The organism is Streptomyces sp. P9-2 (assembly GCF_051903975.1).
GTDB lineage: Bacteria > Actinomycetota > Actinomycetes > Streptomycetales > Streptomycetaceae > Streptomyces > Streptomyces cellulosae.
In genome coordinates this window covers 394,170-409,640 of record NZ_CP192633.1, presented here as the reverse complement: position 1 = coordinate 409,640, position 15,471 = coordinate 394,170, and the positions used below count along the sequence as shown (strand labels likewise).

General features: G+C 70.6%; 15 protein-coding genes and 3 pseudogenes. 7 read left to right on the top strand and 11 right to left on the bottom strand.

Annotated elements, in window-relative coordinates:
- Nucleotides 1-317: 317 nt before the first annotated feature.
- Nucleotides 318-1,352, bottom strand: coding sequence for a class II fructose-bisphosphatase (gene glpX, locus ACQY0Z_RS01870; protein ID WP_019522337.1), 1,035 nt, complete (start codon nucleotides 1,350-1,352; stop codon nucleotides 318-320).
- A 143-nt stretch (nucleotides 1,353-1,495) separates the two neighbouring features.
- Here glpX and ACQY0Z_RS01865 point away from each other — a divergent pair, with 143 nt between their 5' ends.
- On the top strand, nucleotides 1,496-2,002 hold the full coding sequence (locus tag ACQY0Z_RS01865) for a DUF4245 domain-containing protein (RefSeq protein WP_189905336.1): 507 nt from the start codon (nucleotides 1,496-1,498) through the stop codon (nucleotides 2,000-2,002).
- A gap of 78 nt (nucleotides 2,003-2,080) precedes the next feature.
- On the opposite strand, the gene ACQY0Z_RS01860 is transcribed toward ACQY0Z_RS01865, so the two are convergent.
- The 3 genes from ACQY0Z_RS01860 to xseA all read right to left on the bottom strand — a co-directional run bounded on the left by ACQY0Z_RS01860 (nucleotide 2,081) and on the right by xseA (nucleotide 4,291).
- The gene (locus ACQY0Z_RS01860; protein WP_439811747.1) at nucleotides 2,081-2,671 is read right to left on the bottom strand and encodes a malonic semialdehyde reductase; all 591 of its coding nucleotides are present in this window, start codon (nucleotides 2,669-2,671) and stop codon (nucleotides 2,081-2,083) included.
- A 152-nt stretch (nucleotides 2,672-2,823) separates the two neighbouring features.
- Nucleotides 2,824-3,072 (bottom strand): exodeoxyribonuclease VII small subunit, encoded by a 249-nt coding sequence (locus ACQY0Z_RS01855; protein ID WP_189905340.1) that lies wholly within the window; start codon nucleotides 3,070-3,072, stop codon nucleotides 2,824-2,826.
- A 10-nt stretch (nucleotides 3,073-3,082) separates the two neighbouring features.
- Nucleotides 3,083-4,291 carry an exodeoxyribonuclease VII large subunit gene (xseA, locus tag ACQY0Z_RS01850; RefSeq protein ID WP_189905342.1) on the bottom strand — a complete coding sequence of 403 codons (1,209 nt, stop codon included), beginning with the start codon at nucleotides 4,289-4,291 and terminating at the stop codon, nucleotides 3,083-3,085.
- Between the two features lie 87 nt (nucleotides 4,292-4,378).
- Between xseA and ACQY0Z_RS01845 the strand changes: the two genes are divergently transcribed.
- Complete coding sequence (locus ACQY0Z_RS01845) at nucleotides 4,379-5,392, top strand: 4-hydroxy-3-methylbut-2-enyl diphosphate reductase (RefSeq protein WP_254586363.1); 1,014 nt, start codon at nucleotides 4,379-4,381, stop codon at nucleotides 5,390-5,392.
- A gap of 75 nt (nucleotides 5,393-5,467) precedes the next feature.
- Nucleotides 5,468-6,214, top strand: coding sequence for a polyphosphate--glucose phosphotransferase (gene ppgK / locus ACQY0Z_RS01840; RefSeq protein WP_189905345.1), 747 nt, complete (start codon nucleotides 5,468-5,470; stop codon nucleotides 6,212-6,214).
- 27 nt (nucleotides 6,215-6,241) lie between these two features.
- Here ppgK and ACQY0Z_RS01835 read toward each other — a convergent pair whose 3' ends face one another.
- Nucleotides 6,242-6,925: a DUF6542 domain-containing protein gene (locus ACQY0Z_RS01835; protein WP_439811746.1), complete on the bottom strand. Its 684-nt coding sequence runs from the start codon at nucleotides 6,923-6,925 to the stop codon at nucleotides 6,242-6,244.
- A gap of 181 nt (nucleotides 6,926-7,106) precedes the next feature.
- Between ACQY0Z_RS01835 and ychF the strand changes: the two genes are divergently transcribed.
- A complete protein-coding gene (ychF, locus tag ACQY0Z_RS01830) occupies nucleotides 7,107-8,195 on the top strand; it encodes a redox-regulated ATPase YchF (RefSeq protein WP_019522329.1) in 1,089 nt (362 codons plus the stop codon).
- Nucleotides 8,196-8,690: 495 nt separating this feature from the next.
- On the opposite strand, the gene ACQY0Z_RS01825 is transcribed toward ychF, so the two are convergent.
- Genes ACQY0Z_RS01825 through ACQY0Z_RS01815 form a run of 3 tightly spaced genes read right to left on the bottom strand, consistent with a single transcriptional unit; the run spans nucleotide 8,691 to nucleotide 10,207 of the window.
- Nucleotides 8,691-9,095 (bottom strand): DUF6000 family protein, encoded by a 405-nt coding sequence (locus ACQY0Z_RS01825; RefSeq protein WP_347226344.1) that lies wholly within the window; start codon nucleotides 9,093-9,095, stop codon nucleotides 8,691-8,693.
- 3 nt (nucleotides 9,096-9,098) lie between these two features.
- Nucleotides 9,099-9,830, bottom strand: coding sequence for a HEAT repeat domain-containing protein (locus tag ACQY0Z_RS01820; protein WP_439811745.1), 732 nt, complete (start codon nucleotides 9,828-9,830; stop codon nucleotides 9,099-9,101).
- Nucleotides 9,827-10,207, bottom strand: a complete 381-nt coding sequence (locus ACQY0Z_RS01815) for a CPCC family cysteine-rich protein (RefSeq protein ID WP_381727644.1) — start codon at nucleotides 10,205-10,207, stop codon at nucleotides 9,827-9,829. Before ACQY0Z_RS01815 ends, ACQY0Z_RS01820 begins: the two co-directional genes overlap by 4 nt.
- A gap of 272 nt (nucleotides 10,208-10,479) precedes the next feature.
- Here ACQY0Z_RS01815 and ACQY0Z_RS01810 point away from each other — a divergent pair, with 272 nt between their 5' ends.
- Nucleotides 10,480-10,764 (top strand): type II toxin-antitoxin system Phd/YefM family antitoxin, encoded by a 285-nt coding sequence (locus ACQY0Z_RS01810; protein ID WP_381727643.1) that lies wholly within the window; start codon nucleotides 10,480-10,482, stop codon nucleotides 10,762-10,764.
- Nucleotides 10,761-11,015, top strand: a complete 255-nt coding sequence (locus ACQY0Z_RS01805; protein ID WP_381727642.1) for a Txe/YoeB family addiction module toxin — start codon at nucleotides 10,761-10,763, stop codon at nucleotides 11,013-11,015. The genes ACQY0Z_RS01810 and ACQY0Z_RS01805 overlap by 4 nt, the downstream gene beginning before the upstream one ends.
- A 103-nt stretch (nucleotides 11,016-11,118) precedes the next feature.
- Here the strand turns inward: ACQY0Z_RS01805 and ACQY0Z_RS01800 are convergent.
- Nucleotides 11,119-11,412, bottom strand: a pseudogene (locus ACQY0Z_RS01800) (type II toxin-antitoxin system VapC family toxin).
- 24 nt (nucleotides 11,413-11,436) lie between these two features.
- Between ACQY0Z_RS01800 and ACQY0Z_RS01795 the strand changes: the two are divergent.
- Nucleotides 11,437-11,805: pseudogene (locus ACQY0Z_RS01795) on the top strand (DUF234 domain-containing protein); the annotation flags it as partial.
- A 257-nt stretch (nucleotides 11,806-12,062) separates the two neighbouring features.
- Here ACQY0Z_RS01795 and ACQY0Z_RS01790 read toward each other — a convergent pair.
- Both ACQY0Z_RS01790 and ACQY0Z_RS01785 read right to left on the bottom strand, forming a co-directional pair.
- Nucleotides 12,063-13,358 carry a M14 family zinc carboxypeptidase gene (locus ACQY0Z_RS01790; protein WP_439811744.1) on the bottom strand — a complete coding sequence of 432 codons (1,296 nt, stop codon included), beginning with the start codon at nucleotides 13,356-13,358 and terminating at the stop codon, nucleotides 12,063-12,065.
- Nucleotides 13,359-13,887: 529 nt separating this feature from the next.
- Nucleotides 13,888-15,231 (bottom strand): annotated as a pseudogene (locus ACQY0Z_RS01785) (phosphatase PAP2 family protein); the annotation flags it as partial.
- Between the last annotated feature and the right edge of the window lie 240 nt (nucleotides 15,232-15,471).

Below are 15,471 nucleotides of genomic sequence, written 5' to 3'. Positions count from 1 at the left end.
AATTCCCTGAGGGGCGCGGGGAACGGCGCGACGGCCCGAACACACGCGCCCGCTTGTCCACCGCCGGGCGCACCAATTCCCTGAGGGGCGCGGGGAACGGCGCGACGGCCCGAACACACGCGCCGCCTGTCCACCGCCGGGCGCATCAACTCCCTCAGGGGCGCGGGGAACTGCGCGACGGCCCGAACACACGCGCCCGCCTGTCCGCCGCCGGGCGCATCAACCCCCCCAGGGGCGCGGGGAACTGCGCGATCAACCCACACGCACCCGCACCCGCACCCGCCCAAGCACCTCACGCACCCACCCGAACGGCGCCCTCACTTGGCCCGATCGAAGTCGATCGCGCTATAAGCCCGCAGCTTGCTCAGCCGATGCTCGGAATCAATCCTCCGCACCGTCCCCGACTTCGACCGCATCACGATGGAATCGGTGGTCGCCGTCTCCGACCGATACCGCACCCCCCGCAACAGCTCCCCGTCCGTGATCCCGGTCGCGACGAAGAACACGTTGTCCCCGGTGACCAGATCCTCCGTGGTCAGCACCCGGTCCAGATCGTGCCCCGCGTCCACCGCCCGCTGCCGCTCCTCCTCGTCCTTGGGCCACAGCTTCCCCTGGATGGTGCCGCCCAGGCACTTCACCGCACAGGCCGAGATGATGCCCTCGGGCGTCCCGCCGATCCCCAGCAGCAGATCGATACCCGTGCCCTCGCGCAGCGCCAGGATCGACCCGGCCACATCACCGTCGGAGATCAGTTTGATCCGCGCCCCGGTCTCCCGGATCTCCTTGATGATGCCCTCGTGCCGAGGCCGGTCCAGGATCACCACGGTGACGTCCTCCGGGGTGACCCGCTTCGCCTTGGCGACCCGCCGGATGTTCACGCTCACCGGCGCGTTGATGTCGACGAAGTCCGCCGCCTCCGGCCCGGTGACCAGCTTGTCCATGTAGAACACGGCCGACGGGTCGAACATCGACCCCCGCTCGGCCGCCGCCAGGACCGCGATGGCGTTGGTCATGCCCTTCGCGGTCAGCGTCGTACCGTCGATCGGGTCGACGGCGATGTCGCACTCCGGGCCGGTCCCGTCGCCCACGCGCTCCCCGTTGAAGAGCATCGGGGCCTCGTCCTTCTCGCCCTCGCCGATGACGACGACGCCGTTCATCGAGACGGTGGAGACCAGGGTGCGCATGGCGCGGACCGCCGCACCGTCGGCGCCGTTCTTGTCGCCGCGTCCTACCCAGCGGCCCGCGGCCATCGCGGCCGCCTCGGTGACCCGTACGAGTTCCAGGGCGAGGTTGCGGTCCGGGGCCTCGGAGGGGACATCGAGCTCGGACGGCAAATGGTGGTGTTCGGTCATCGGAGCGCACCTTTCTGTACGACGACGGCCGGATGAGGGTATGGCCATGACTCTATCGCCAGGCAGACAAAATGAGCAGGGGACCCCACGGATGAGCGCTCCGGGCACCTGCGACGATAGGGGGCGTGGCAGGAACGAACAGCATGCAGAAGACCGCCAGGGACATGGTTCTCTCCCTGGCCCTCATCGTGCTCGCGGCGGGAGTGGTGTGGCTGTTCATCCCGCACACGGACGGTGAGCCCGAGATCAAGCGCGTCGACTACCGCGTCGACCTGCTGACCGCCCGCCGCGCCGCCTCCTACCCCGTGGCCGCGCCCGAGGGGCTGCCCGAAGCCTGGAAGCCCACCTCCGTGCGCTATCGCGGCGCCGAGGACGAGGCCTGGCACCTGGGCTTCCGCACCCCTGAGGGCGAGTACGCGGCGGTCGAGCAGTCCGCGGGCAAGCGGAAGGCGTTCATCGAGGACAAGACGCAGCGCGCCGAGGAGACCGGCGCCACGCAGCGGATCGACGGCAGGACCTGGACGCGCTACGAGGGCGAGCGGTACGACGCCCTGGTGCTGGAGGACACCCCGGGCTCGACGACCGTGGTGACCGGCACGGCGTCCTTCGCGGAGATGACGAAGCTGGCGGAGTCGCTCCGCACGGAGTGACCGGCGCGCGAAAGGCAAGGGGCGGGGCCCCGGACCGTACGGTCCGGGGCCCCGCCCCTTGCGGTGTCCCTGACGGGCTCAGACGGTGGTGACGACCTGCTCGTACTCCAGGCGCGGGCTGCGCGGGAACCAGGCGTCGGGGCCGGGACGGCCGATGTTCACGACCATCAGCGGGGTGTGGTCGTCGTCCAGGAACTCCTTGCGGATGCCTTCCATGTCGCAGCCGGTCATCGGGCCGGCGGCCAGACCGGCGGCGCGCACGCCGATGATGAAGTACGCGGCCTGGAGGGCGGCGTTCAGCGAGGCGGAGGACTCGCGGACCGGGCGCTCGCCGAAGAAGGCGTCCTTGGCCTGCGGGAAGTGCGGGAAGAGCTGCGGCAGCTCCTCGTGGAACTCGTTGTCCGCGGACAGGATCGCGACGAGCGGCGCCGCGGCCGTCTTGGGGCGGTTGCCCTCGGCCATGTGCTGCACCAGGCGCTCACGGGCCTCGGGGGAGCGGACCAGCGTGACACGCAGCGGCGACTGGTTCATGGACGTGGGGCCGAACTTGACCAGGTCGTAGACCGCCCGCACCTGCTCGTCGGTCACCGGTTCGTCGGTGAAGGTGTTGGCGGTGCGCGCCTCGCGGAACAGCAGGTCCTGTGCGGCGGCGTCGAGAACGAGAGACATGGAGGAACCTCATCGGGGAGTAGCGGCGGCCCGTCGGGGATTAGCGGACCGCGGTCCGGTTACCGCACCGAGAGTACCTCTATGAAGTTCAACCTTCAACCTATGTGATTGAAGGTTCAAGATGGCGGGGTTCTCGTCGCCAGCACCCGCCCTCAGCTCTCCTCGTCCGCGTCCTCCCCCTGCTCCTCCTCCGCCAGCGCCGCGTCCAGCCGGGCCCGCGCCCCGTCGAGCCAGCGCCGGCACACCTTCGCCAGCTCCTCGCCCCGCTCCCAGAGCGCGAGCGACTCCTCCAGCGACGTGCCGCCCGCCTCCAGGCGGCGCACGACCTCGATCAGCTCGTCCCGCGCCTGCTCGTACCCGAGCGCCTCGGCCGCCGCCGACTGCTCCGTCTTTCCGGTCATTCCGCCCACCCTAGTGATCGACCCGTACCGTGAACTCGCCCGCGGACACCCGCGCCCGCAGCACCTCGCCCGCCTGCACCTCGTCCGGCGCGCGCACCGCGTGCCCGTCCTCCCGCTGGAGCACCGCGTACCCCCGCTTCAGCGTGGCGGCGGGGGAGAGGGCCACCACGCGCGCGTGCGTGTGCGTCAGCTCGGAGTCGGCCCGGTCCAGCTGGTGGCGCAGCGCCCGCCGCCCCCGGTCCAGCAGCATCGAGACCTCCTCGGCGCGCGCGTCGATCATCCGGTGCGGATCCTGTATCGACGGCCGGGCCAGCGCGTGCGCCAGGCCCCGCTCCTCCCGCTCCAGCAGGGCGCCCACACAGCGGCGCGCGCGGTCCCGCAGCATCCGCACCCGCTCGTACTCCTCGCCCACGTCCGGCACCACCTTCTTGGCGGCGTCCGTCGGCGTGGAGGCGCGCAGATCCGCGACCAGGTCGAGCAGCGGGCTGTCCGGCTCGTGCCCGATCGCCGACACGACCGGCGTACGGCAGGCCGCCACCGCCCGCACGAGCTGCTCGTCGGAGAACGGCAGCAAATCCTCCACGCTGCCGCCGCCCCGCGCGACGACGATGACGTCCACGTCCTCGATCGCGTCCAGCTCCTTCACGGCCTGGACCACCTGAGGCACCGCGTGCACCCCCTGCACCGCCACGTTCCGCACCTCGAAGCGGACCGCCGGCCAGCGGTGCCGCGCGTTCTCCAGCACGTCCCGCTCGGCCGCCGACGCGCGCCCGCACACCAGCCCGATGAGCTGCGGCAGGAACGGCAGCGGCTTCTTCCGCTCCGGCGCGAACAGTCCCTCCCGCGCCAGCGACTTCTTCAGCTGCTCCAGCCGCGCCAGCAGCTCCCCGACCCCCACCGGGCGGATCTCCGCGGCCCGCAGCGACAGCTGCCCCCGGGGCGCGTACCACTCAGGCTTGCAGTGCACGACCACCCGCGCGCCCTCGCTCACGACGTCCGCGACGGCGTCGAACACCTGCCGGTAGCAGGTCACGCCCACCGAGATGTCGTACGACGGGTCGCGCAGCGTCAGGAACACCACGCCCGCGCCCGGACGCCGCGACAGCTGGGTGATCTGCCCCTCCACCCACACCGCGCCGAGCCGGTCGATCCACCCGCCGATGAGCCGCGACACCTCTCCCACCGGCAGGGGGGCTTCCGCGGACGTGTTCACAGCCATGCCCGCGAGCGTAGTGCGCCCCGCCGACACCGGTGCGCCGCCGCCGACGCGGCACCGTGCCCGGACCCCGCGGACACGGCCCGTACGATGGGACGCATGACCGCTTCGACTGGCCGCCGTGTCCTGCTCGCCGCCCCCCGGGGCTACTGCGCGGGGGTGGACCGCGCCGTGATCGCTGTCGAGAAGGCCCTCGAGCAGTACGGGGCCCCCGTCTACGTGCGGCACGAGATCGTGCACAACAAGTACGTCGTGCAGACCCTGGAGAAGAAGGGCGCGATCTTCGTCGAGCGGACGGAGGAGGTGCCTCCGGGCAACATCGTGATGTTCTCCGCGCACGGCGTCGCCCCCGTCGTCCACGAGGAGGCCGAGCGCGGCCGCCTCGCCACCATCGACGCCACCTGCCCGCTGGTCACCAAGGTCCACAAGGAGGCGGTCCGGTTCGCCAAGGAGGACTACGACATCCTCCTGATCGGGCACGAGGGCCACGAGGAGGTCATCGGCACCTCCGGCGAGGCCCCCGAGCACATCCAGCTCGTCGACGGCCCCGGCGATGTGGAGAAGGTCGAGGTCCGCGACCCGTCCAAGGTCGTCTGGCTCTCCCAGACCACGCTCAGCGTCGACGAGACCATGGAGACCGTCGACGCCCTCAAGGAGAAGTTCCCCCAGCTCATCTCCCCGCCCAGCGACGACATCTGCTACGCCACGCAGAACCGCCAGCTCGCGGTGAAGCAGATGGGCGCCGAGGCCGACCTGGTGATCGTCGTCGGTTCCCGCAACTCCTCCAACTCCAAGCGGCTCGTCGAGGTCGCCAAGCTGGCCGGCGCCCGCGAGGCGTACCTGGTGGACTTCGCCGACGAGATCGACGAGGCCTGGCTGGAGGGCGTCACCACGGTCGGCGTCACCTCGGGAGCCTCGGTGCCGGAGGTGCTGGTCGAGCAGGTCCTGGAGTGGCTGTCGCAGCGCGGCTTCGAGGACGTGGAGATCGTCAAGGCCGCCGAGGAGTCCATCACCTTCTCCCTGCCCAAGGAGCTCCGCCGCGACCTGCGCGAGGAGGCCGCCGCGCTGGCGGCCGAGCGGGGCGGCGCGGGCGGCGCGGCCTAGCACATCGCCCGCCCTCAGGGGCGGTTGCCGCTACGACGACCGGTGGGCTTCCCCCGGTCGTCGTAACGTGGTGCCATGGAGATCTTCGGCGTGGACATCGGCGGATCCGGGATCAAGGGCGCCCCGGTCGACCTCGACAAGGGGGACCTGGCGCAGGAGCGCTGCAAGGTCCTCACCCCGCACCCGGCCACGCCCGACGCGGTGGCCGACGGGGTGAAGCAGGTCGTCGACCACTTCGGCTGGACCGGCCCGGTCGGCGTCACCTTCCCCGGCGTGGTCACCGACGGCGCCACGATCCGCACGGCGGCCAACGTCGACAAGGGCTGGATCGACACCGACGCGCGCGTGCTGCTCGGCGACCGCCTGGGCGGGCTGCCCGTGACGGTCGTCAACGACGCGGACGCGGCCGGCATCGCCGAGATGCACTTCGGCGCCGGACGTCACCGCAAGGGCACGGTGATCGTGCTGACCTTCGGCACCGGCATCGGCAGCGCCCTCTTCTCGGACGGCGTCCTCGTCCCCAACACCGAGCTGGGTCATCTGGAGCTGAGGGGCCACGACGCGGAGAAGCGGGCGTCCAGCAAGGCCAAGGAGGACCACGACCTGTCGTGGGACGAGTGGGCGCGGCGCGTGCGGAAGTACCTCGCCCATGTCGAGATGCTGTTCTCGCCCGAGCTGTTCGTGATCGGCGGCGGCGTCAGCCGCAAGGCGCACAAGTTTCTGCCGAAGATCGAGGGCATCAGGGCGGAGATCGTCCCCGCCCACCTGCAGAACAACGCGGGCATCGTGGGCGCGGCGATGCGGGCGGCCACGGGCGTGTAGCGGCTGTCGAGCGGGTGGGCGGGGGACTCAGACGGTGGCCCTGCCCGCCCGGTCCCGGGCGGGACGGCGGTTGACCGTCCGCATCCGCCGGATGCGCCGCACCCGGCGGACGAGGACCAGCGCACCCGCGAGCAGCGTCCCGCCGTAGAGCCAGCCCGCCTGGGTGGCGAGGCCGGTCACCATGCCCATCAGGCGGTCCAGCACGCTGCCGCCGCCCTCGTCGGCGACCGGCACGAGACCGACGGCGAAGGCGATCGGCACGACGACGGGCGCGATCAGCAGGTCCCCCTCGCGCACCCACAGCGCGGTCAGTACGCACACCGGCAGGAACAGCACGCCGTAGACGGTGAGCGAGGGGCCGAACAGCGCCTCGATGAGAAGCCCGAGCGCCAGCATCACGGCCCCGCAGAACAACCCGCCGCCCAGCCCGGTGAGCCGGGGCCCGGGCACGCGCCGCGCGGGGGGCGGAGGAGCGGGCCGGCGCCCGGAAGCGCGTTGAGGCTTCTGTTGCTTCTGTTGCTTCTGTTGCTTCTGTTGCTTCTGGGGCCGCTGGGCGCGCGGGGACCGGGCGACCCCGCCGCCCGCGGCCCGTCCCGCCTGCGGGGGCAGCGGAGGGCCGTGCGGCCGTGACGTACGGGGGGTCGCCGGCGGGTCGGGCACCGGCTCGCGTCGCGGTCCGTGCTGGGCGGGTCGCGTCCTGTGTTGCTCCACTGGACCAACTTAGGTCGTTTTATGTGTCCGGCCGCCCGTCAGACACGCCGAGATCCGGACGTCGGCCGGGCGTTCGACACAGCGGCCGGTCGGCAGCGGGCACGCCGTAGACTGGTGGATCGGTCCACGCCGGCCGCTCGGCCGGCCCTCGCCCCCCTCCTCACGTACGGGAAGTCGCAACGTGTCGCTCACGATCGGAATCGTCGGTCTGCCGAATGTCGGCAAGTCGACCCTGTTCAACGCCCTGACCAAGAACGACGTGCTGGCGGCCAACTACCCGTTCGCCACGATCGAGCCGAACGTGGGCGTCGTCGGCGTCCCCGACCCCCGGCTGAAGAAGCTGGCGGAGATCTTCGGCTCGCAGCGGATCCTTCCGGCCACGGTGGACTTCGTCGACATCGCCGGCATCGTGCGCGGAGCGTCCGAGGGTGAGGGCCTGGGCAACAAGTTCCTCGCGAACATCCGCGAGTCCGACGCGATCTGCCAGGTCATCCGCGCCTTCAAGGACGAGAACGTCGTGCACGTCGACGGCAAGGTCTCGCCGAAGGACGACATCGAGACGATCAACACCGAGCTGATCCTCGCCGACCTCCAGACCATCGAGAAGGTCCTGCCGCGCCTGCAGAAGGAGTCGCGGATCAAGAAGGACGTCGCGCCCAAGGTCAAGGCGGTCGAGGAGGCCAAGGAGATCCTGGAGAAGGGCGACACGCTGTTCTCGCAGGGGATCGTCCAGGGCACGGAGCGCGCGGAGCTGCTCCACGACCTGCACCTGCTCACGACGAAGCCGTTCCTCTACGTCTTCAACGTCGACGAGGACGAGCTGGTCGACGAGGACTTCAAGAACGAGCAGCGCGCGCTGGTCGCCCCCGCCGAGGCGATCTTCCTCAACGCCAAGCTGGAGGCGGACCTCGCCGAGCTGGACGAGGACGAGGCGCTGGAGCTGCTCCAGTCCGTCGGCCAGGAGGAGCCCGGCCTCGCCACCCTCGCGCACGTCGGCTTCCGCACGCTCGGCCTCCAGACCTACCTGACGGCCGGCCCCAAGGAGTCCCGCGCCTGGACCATCAAGAAGGGCGCCACCGCCCCCGAGGCCGCCGGAGTCATCCACACCGACTTCCAGAAGGGCTTCATCAAGGCGGAGGTCATCTCCTTCGAGGACCTGGTCGAGACGGGCTCGGTCGCCGAGGCCCGCGCGAAGGGCAAGGCCCGCATGGAGGGCAAGGACTACGTCATGCAGGACGGGGACGTGGTGGAGTTCCGCTTCAACGTCTAAAGCGTCTGGCGAAAGGCCGTCTGACCTGCGACGGAGCGGGTTGGGCGGCCTTTGCGGTCCGCGCGGAGTCCGCAGCGTGCTGACTTCGGTCGGCGCGGGGGGCGGCTACGCCGCTTCGTCGACCTGCGGCCGGGCATCGGCGGTGTTGGCCGGCCGCCCGCCCCAGCACGGGGATCATGCAGCTGAGCACAGAACGTTCTGGATCCGCCGCTCGGGTTGCAGAGCACCACTCGACCATCTCTTGCAGAAGCGATTGCCTGCGTTTCGAGGTGCTACCTATCTTGATCTCACCTGCGTAGTTGAGGGGGCTGGATACGGTGAACGGGCGGACCCATGAGAACCGAAGAGTCATCCATCGACGTGCGTCCACGATCATCGGTAGAACCTGTTACATGTGCGCGGCTGTTCTTGCTGCTGCCACGCTGCTTGTCGTTCCCTTCCTCTCCCTGACCGCACCTGAGCCGACACCCGGTGATCACAGCGCGCAACCTTCGTTCACCGAAGTCTTTCTGCTGGACCACGCACTCGCGATCCTGTCCCTGACTCTGCTCTCGCTGGGCGCGCGCATCGCCCCGCCGATCGCCTCACCTCGGCTCGCCAACATGCTCGCCATCCGGCCCGTTCGCAAGAGAACGGATGCTCCTCCCAGCAGCATGCCACGGTGTTCATGGTGAGGCGCGAGCGCCACTCGTAACCGAGAAGGGCCTCCAGCTCAACATCGGTGATCGTGGCCGAGTCGTCGATGAGGTGACGGGCGAAATGTTCGGCGTGAAGCCACTCGGGCTGCAGGAATCGCCCACTTTTCAGGACGAGGTAGCGGGCGTGGCCTGAGTCCTTCCTCGCCGCGTAGCGCTCGATCACATAGCCGTAGCCGATCTCCTCGGGGTGCTGGAACGGCATCGGTCACCTCTCTGGGTACAGGTCGGTACGGTCGATCCAGGTGGGGGCGACGAAGAGGTTGCCGCCGGCAGGGGCTTCGGAGGCTTCCAGCAGGGACCAGGTGCGGGATTCTTCGACCAGGTGCTTCCAGGGCGCGGTCCAGTCGAGTTCCCAGTCCAGGCCAGTGCCGGAGATGCCGTACGTGCCGCTGGCGTCCATGCGCCAGAGCTGGGAGTAGAGGGTTACCTGGGCATGGTCGGCGAGGTCGTTGATGATTTCGGCGAAGTGGGTCGAGGGCCAGCCAGGGGCGTCGTCCGCGGTGGCGGCTCGTAGGTGTGCGGTGAGCGGTGGGACGACGGGGGTGCGCGCGCCGAGTTCGGTCAGCGCCCAGCGGATGCCGACGGACTCGGTCCGGTCCGGTGGGGTCGCCCGTTCCAGGCAGGCACGGTAAGCGCGGCGCAAGGGCTTGATGGCGCCGTCGATCTCCAGGCTCGCCAGGGCCATGGCCGCCCATTCGCGGACGGTCGGATTGTCGCTGTCCAGCAGGCCGATGAGAGCGGGGCCGCACCGGGGATCGCCCACCTCCTCGAAGACCTCGATGGCGGTCAGCTGGCCGAAGCGGTCGAGGGAGGGCAGTCCGTCGATGATGGAGGGGATGGCGTCGGAGCCGATGAGAATCAGTTCTGCGCGGGCGTCGTACGACGGGCCGGTCGAGTCGTCGAGTTGCTGGATGAGTCTCTCGATGTGGGTGGTCATGGGTGGTCCCGGCGCCAGAAGGTGGACAGCCGCCAGCAGAGCACCGAGTGGTCGTCGGGCCACGGGTCGCGGTCCTCGGCCGCCCAGTCCTCGAAGGAGTCGCGTGTCAGGTCGATGGGGCGCCAGGCGGGGTCGAGCGGCTCGTCCTCGGCAGGCGGGCGCACGCACCGCCGACCGTGTTCGTCGCAGGCGCCGAAGCCCTGGTAGTTCCGCTGGGCCTCGATCAAGGAGACCTTGTTCGCGCCGCCGCTCATGGTGGGCCAGCGGAACTGGGCCCCGTCGTCCTCCCAGAAGCAGACGGTGCAGATTTCGTACGAGCCGGGCATCGCGCTCAGCATGCGGTGCCCGCAGCACGGGCAGGGGTAGGGGTCGCTCACCTGCGCAGTCTCGTTGCAGGTCCCACCCGTGTGCCATGGATTTCTCTGCCTCGGGATCCCCGCCCAGTCCGCAGTCAGTCCGCAGGATGTGTGATCAGTTCGCCACCTTCCGCCAGGTGCTTCGTCAAGCGCTCAGGCAGCAAAGGTCGGCTCGTTCGGGTCGACCCCTTGCTGTTTTCCATGCCGGGAGCTGACCTTCGTCCGCATCTGCTCTGCCTGTGAGTGATGGAAGTGGTACGTTATTCGGTACCACTACCGGAAAGGGTCAGGTCATGTCCATAACTGCGAGCGAAGCCCGCAAGGCGCTCTTTCCGCTGATCAAGAAGGTCAACGACAACCACGAGGCCATCGAAATCGTCTCCAAGCACGGCAATGCCGTGCTCGTCTCGGCCGATGATTACGCAGCGCTGCGGGAAGGCTCGTACCTCCTGCGCTCTCCGGCGAATGCTCGCCGACTGCTCAAGGCGTATGAGAACGCCCTGGCCAACATCAACGTGTCCGAGCGGGAGTTGATCGACCCCGACTCGCCGGATGCGGCACGTGAGGGTGTTGCGTGAGGCTCGTCTTCGAGGATCAGGGCTGGGAGGACTACACGTCCTGGCTCAAGAACGACCGCAAGTTGCTCGCCCGCATCAACAGGCTCATCGAGGACGTCAGGCGGGACCCCTTCACCGGTATTGGTAAGCCTGAGCCGCTGAAGTACCACTTGCCCGGGGCGTGGTCGCGACGGATCGACGATGAGCACCGCCTCGTCTACCTGGTGACGGACAAGGAGATCGTCGTCCTCGCGGCTCGTTACCACTACTGATCGCTCAGGAGGTGAGGCTTTCTGGGATGCTGCCTCCGAGCAGGGCAAGGCTCACCACCTGGGACCGATTCGGTGCCGGCCTGTTCCCCTGTCCGGTGGCGTCTCAGACCTTGACCACGGTGATCTCTCTGCCGCAGAGCATCCGCAGGTCCTCGGGGTTGGAGGTCAGCACGGTGGTGGGCCTGAGTGAGGCGAGAGCCGTCGCGGCGACGATCGCGTCCAGGGCGTACGTGTGGCCGTGCGAACCGGCGGTGGCGAGCAGCCTGCTCGCCTGCCGGGCGACCGCTTCGTCGGGCGGGTCGACGTTGACGAGGGATACGGCGTAGTCCTACTGCGCCTGGTGGATTCTTGGGTCTCTGGCCTCGACCAAGGTCACCGAACTGGTCACCACCCGAATGTCCTCGGCGTCGGCTGCCCTGACTGGACCAGCTGGCGGGGGCGGGCCGTCGAACCCCTGATCCGGGAAGCCTTGGCGCGGATGCTCCCGGACGGCCAGCTGCCCGCGGCTCGTGTAGTGGGCGGTTACTGGACCCGTACCCACGACATCGAGATCGATGTCGTGGGCGCCGACCGCGCTCCCGTCGCCAAGGAACTGCTCTTCGTCGGCTCCATCAAGTGGCTGGAGCAGGCTCCCTTCGACCGGCACGACCTCGCCGCGCTCCACCGTCACCGCGCCGCCCTCACCGACCAGCCGCTCCCCGTCGTGGCGGTCTCCCGGAGCGGAGTGGACTGTCAAGGGCTCGACGCCGTCTACGGCCCTGGTGATCTGCTGGTCGCCTGGCCTCTGTGAAGGGCGGGCGACCCCGTGCCTCACACCCGCCGGTCCGCAGCAACATCACACGCACGCTCGTCCCGTCGTCCGCCGCCGCCCCGCCGAGGACGGCCAACTGGCCGCCGGGGCGCAGTTCATGGCCCGGCGGGGTGAGGAACGCCTCCCGGTCGGACCGGGACTGCTCCCGCAGGGCCTCACGGACCTCACCCGTGGCGCGCCCCCGTGGACCACGACGATCGCGGCCCCGCGTGGCGCCAACCGTGCGCCGGTCCCGCTCAGCGCGCGGAGCGCACCGCGCACTCCGCCGCCGCCAGGACCACCCGCGCCTGGAGGTCCGCCTGGTCGCGCACCGGGATCCAGCGCAGGCCCAGGGCGCGGGTGAAGTCCTCGCACCAGGCCGTGATCAGGGCGTGCAGCTCGTCCTGGAGCGCGGGCGCGACGGGGTCGTCCGACTCCGACAGCAGACGCAGCAGCAGACCCGCCGCGCGCAGCGGCTGGCGGCGGGCGACCACGTCCAGGGCACAGACCTGCGCGGTGGTGAGCCGCTCCCCGCCCTCGGCGACCTGCCGCGCCAACGGCCCCCAGGAGTCGGCGACCAGGTCGTACAAGCCCTCCGCCATCCACTCGAGGACGCGCCGGGGCGCGCTTTCCTCGGGCGTCGGCAGGAAGCCACGCGCCTTGTCCAGGAGTACCGTCACCTGCTCGCCCCCGTCCCGCACCAGCCGCGAGAGGCCCCGCAGGGTGTGTACGGCGTCCGGGTGCGGGGTCGGGTCGTCGGCCAGGGCACTCGCCCACATCGGCACCTCGACGATCGCCGTGACACCGCCGTGCCGCTGGGGCGCGCACCACGTGGACCGGCCGATGTTCTCGGAACCGGCCGCGAGCCGCCCCGTGCTCTCCGGCGGGGGCAGGACATGGACGCCGGGGGCGGGGTTCTCCCAGTACAGGGCGTCGAAGGTGCCGTGCTGGACCGGGACGGAGAGGTCGGCCGCCGCCGTGTGGAAGCTGTCGGCGAACCCCGGCAGGCCGTCCGTCAGTTGGACGAAGGTGCCGCCCGCCTCGATGCCGTGCAGGGAGCACTGGAGGACCGGACGACGGGTGTCGATCAGGTCGAACAGGGCCTCGCTCTCCGGGAGGCGAGACGACTCGATCGGCGCCCACTCGGGCTGCTCCGCCGCGACCGGGCGGAACGCGGCGCGGAAGTAGCGCTCCAGGGCGGGCGCGGGACCGGCCATCGCCTCCTCGATGCCCTCGCTCAGCGCGGCCCCGTCCGGGTCGAGGCACAGCATGACGTCCCAGGTGACCCGGGCCGGGTCGGTCGCCGGGGTGCGCCCGTCGCCGCGTGCCACCCGCTCGGCCAGGGCGAGCGCGGTGACGGCGCCGACCGGTTCGTCGGGGTGCGGGCGGGCGACGACCAGGACGTGCGCGGGGCCGTGCCCGACGGACAGCATCTCCAGTGGACGCCCCGCTCGTGACGTGCCGACACGGCGCAGACGGCCGGCCCCCGGGTACCGGGTGACCAGCCGCCGCGCCGCTGCCGAGACCTCCGCGACCGTGAGGTAGCGGTCCATCCTGGCGGTCCGTCAGCTGCCGCCGTTGCCACCGCTGTCGCCGGTGGTCTCCTTCTTGTCCAGCGGACGGATCTCGATCTTGTTCGCCATGCCGTTCCTCCCGTTGTCGTCGAGTGCGAAGGACCAGATGTGCGCTTGCCAGCGTTCGCCGACCGGGCAATCGTTGTCAATGTGCGTTGAGTAAGCACGCCGGCGCGCGAAGGCGGTGACGCGCCCCGGACGTGACGCGCCCCGGACGTGACGCGCCTGCCGGGCCTTACGCGCCCTGAAGCTGACGCGCCCCCACGTGACGCGCCGTCGCTCAGACCAGCTCGGGCGCGGCGTCCGTCGCGTCGGGGTCGCCGGACTCACCGGTCGCGGCGGTTTCGGTCGTCGCGGTCTGGGGCGGACCAGGCTCGGTAGCCCTGGCCTCGGTCGTCCCGGCCACGGTCGTCCCGGCCTCGGTCGTCCGCGCCTCGGTCGTCCCAACCGGAATCGCCGATTCCGCCGATTCCGCCGAGTCCGACTGTTCCGCCGGCTCCTCCGAGGCCTGTCGCTGTCCCGGCACCCCCGGCTCCGGCTCGCCGTCGCGCTCACGCGCCGCCCGCGCCGCCCGCACGTACGCGTAGACCACCGCCCCCGTGACCACCAGCAGAAGCGGCCCGTACAGCCAGGGCCGGGCGGCCATCTCCGTGGCCAGCCAGCGGTACGACGCGAGCTGCGCGGCGAAGACCGCCAGGCCGAGGGCGACGAGGCGGACGCCCGCGCGGTCCCAGCCGTGCGCCGAGCAGCGCATCGCCGTCTCGATGGTCAGGGCGAAGACCACGCCGGCGAGCAGGTCGGCGCCGTAGTGGTAGCCGAAGCCTAGGGTCGCCGTGAGGGTGCCGACCAGCCAGAAGGTGCCCGCCCAGCGCATCGCCCGGGAGCCGTCGCGCGAGTGGATGAACAGGGTGACCGCCCACGCGGTGTGCAGGCTGGGCATGCAGTTGCGCGGGGTGATGCCGTCGAACGGGATCGGCCGCGGGTCGGTGACCGGCGGCAGGGTGTCCGGCCAGATGGTCGCCGTCGCCCAGGCGCCGCCGTCCGTGCCGTAGGCGAAGACCGGGCCTACCACCGGGAAGATCATGTAGATCGCGGGGCCGAACAGGCCGATCACCAGGAACGTGCGCACCAGATGGTGGGCGGGGAAGCGGCGCTCCACCGCTACCCGGCGCAGCTGGTAGAGGCCGACGAGGGCGGCGGCGAGCGGGAGCTGGCCGTAGACCACGTGCAGGATGCCCGTGCTGACCGGCGCGGTGGCGTTCAGGAAACGGCCCACCATCCACGACGGGTCGGCCAGGGCGTGGTCGGCGGCGGCCACGTACGCGTCGAGGACGGTCGCGCGGGTCTTCGAGGTGATGAGCAGCCAGGTGTCGCCCGTCTTGTGACCGGCCACCAGCAGCAGGCCGAGGCCGGTGCCCTTGAGCAGCAGGATCCGTTCCCGGCCGGTGCGGCGTGTGAGGCCGAGGACCGCGACGCCCAGCACCACCCACAGGGCGCCGTTGCCGAAGTTCATGTCGGCGTCGAGCGCCCACCGCACCAGGAAGAACGCGACGTCCACGCCCGCGGCGATCCCCAGCGCGATCAGCCGCTGCCGCCAGGTGAGCACCACCATCGTCAGCGCCAGGCCGCCGTAGAGCAGCGGACCCGACTCGGGGGCGAAGACCACCTCCCGCGACTGTTCGGTGATCGGCCCGGAGAAGCCGTAGCCGCGCGCCACGATCTCCAGCGCGACGAGGAAGCCCGCGGTCGCCACCCCTGCCGCGGTCCACAGGACCACGCGGGGCCGGCGCCACAGGGCGGGCTGCGTCCCGCGGTCGTCCCGCGGCGGTATTCGAGTGGGTTCGGTTCTCAACTGGTTCGCCTGGTGGTTCGGTTGCGGGCAGGTGGCTTCGCGGGCAAGTGGCGCATCGCGCCGGAGGGCAGGGTCTTCCGGTGGACAGCCGGTGAATGAGGACATCCGTCGTGAGTTCGAACATGTTAACGGGGGTGGACGGGGAGTCCATGGGTCGGCTGTGCCGTGTCTGTGCCGGACGCCGGGGAGGGGTGCGGTCGCGGCGTCCGGTGTCCGAATCGGAACGGCGAGGTCCGTAAG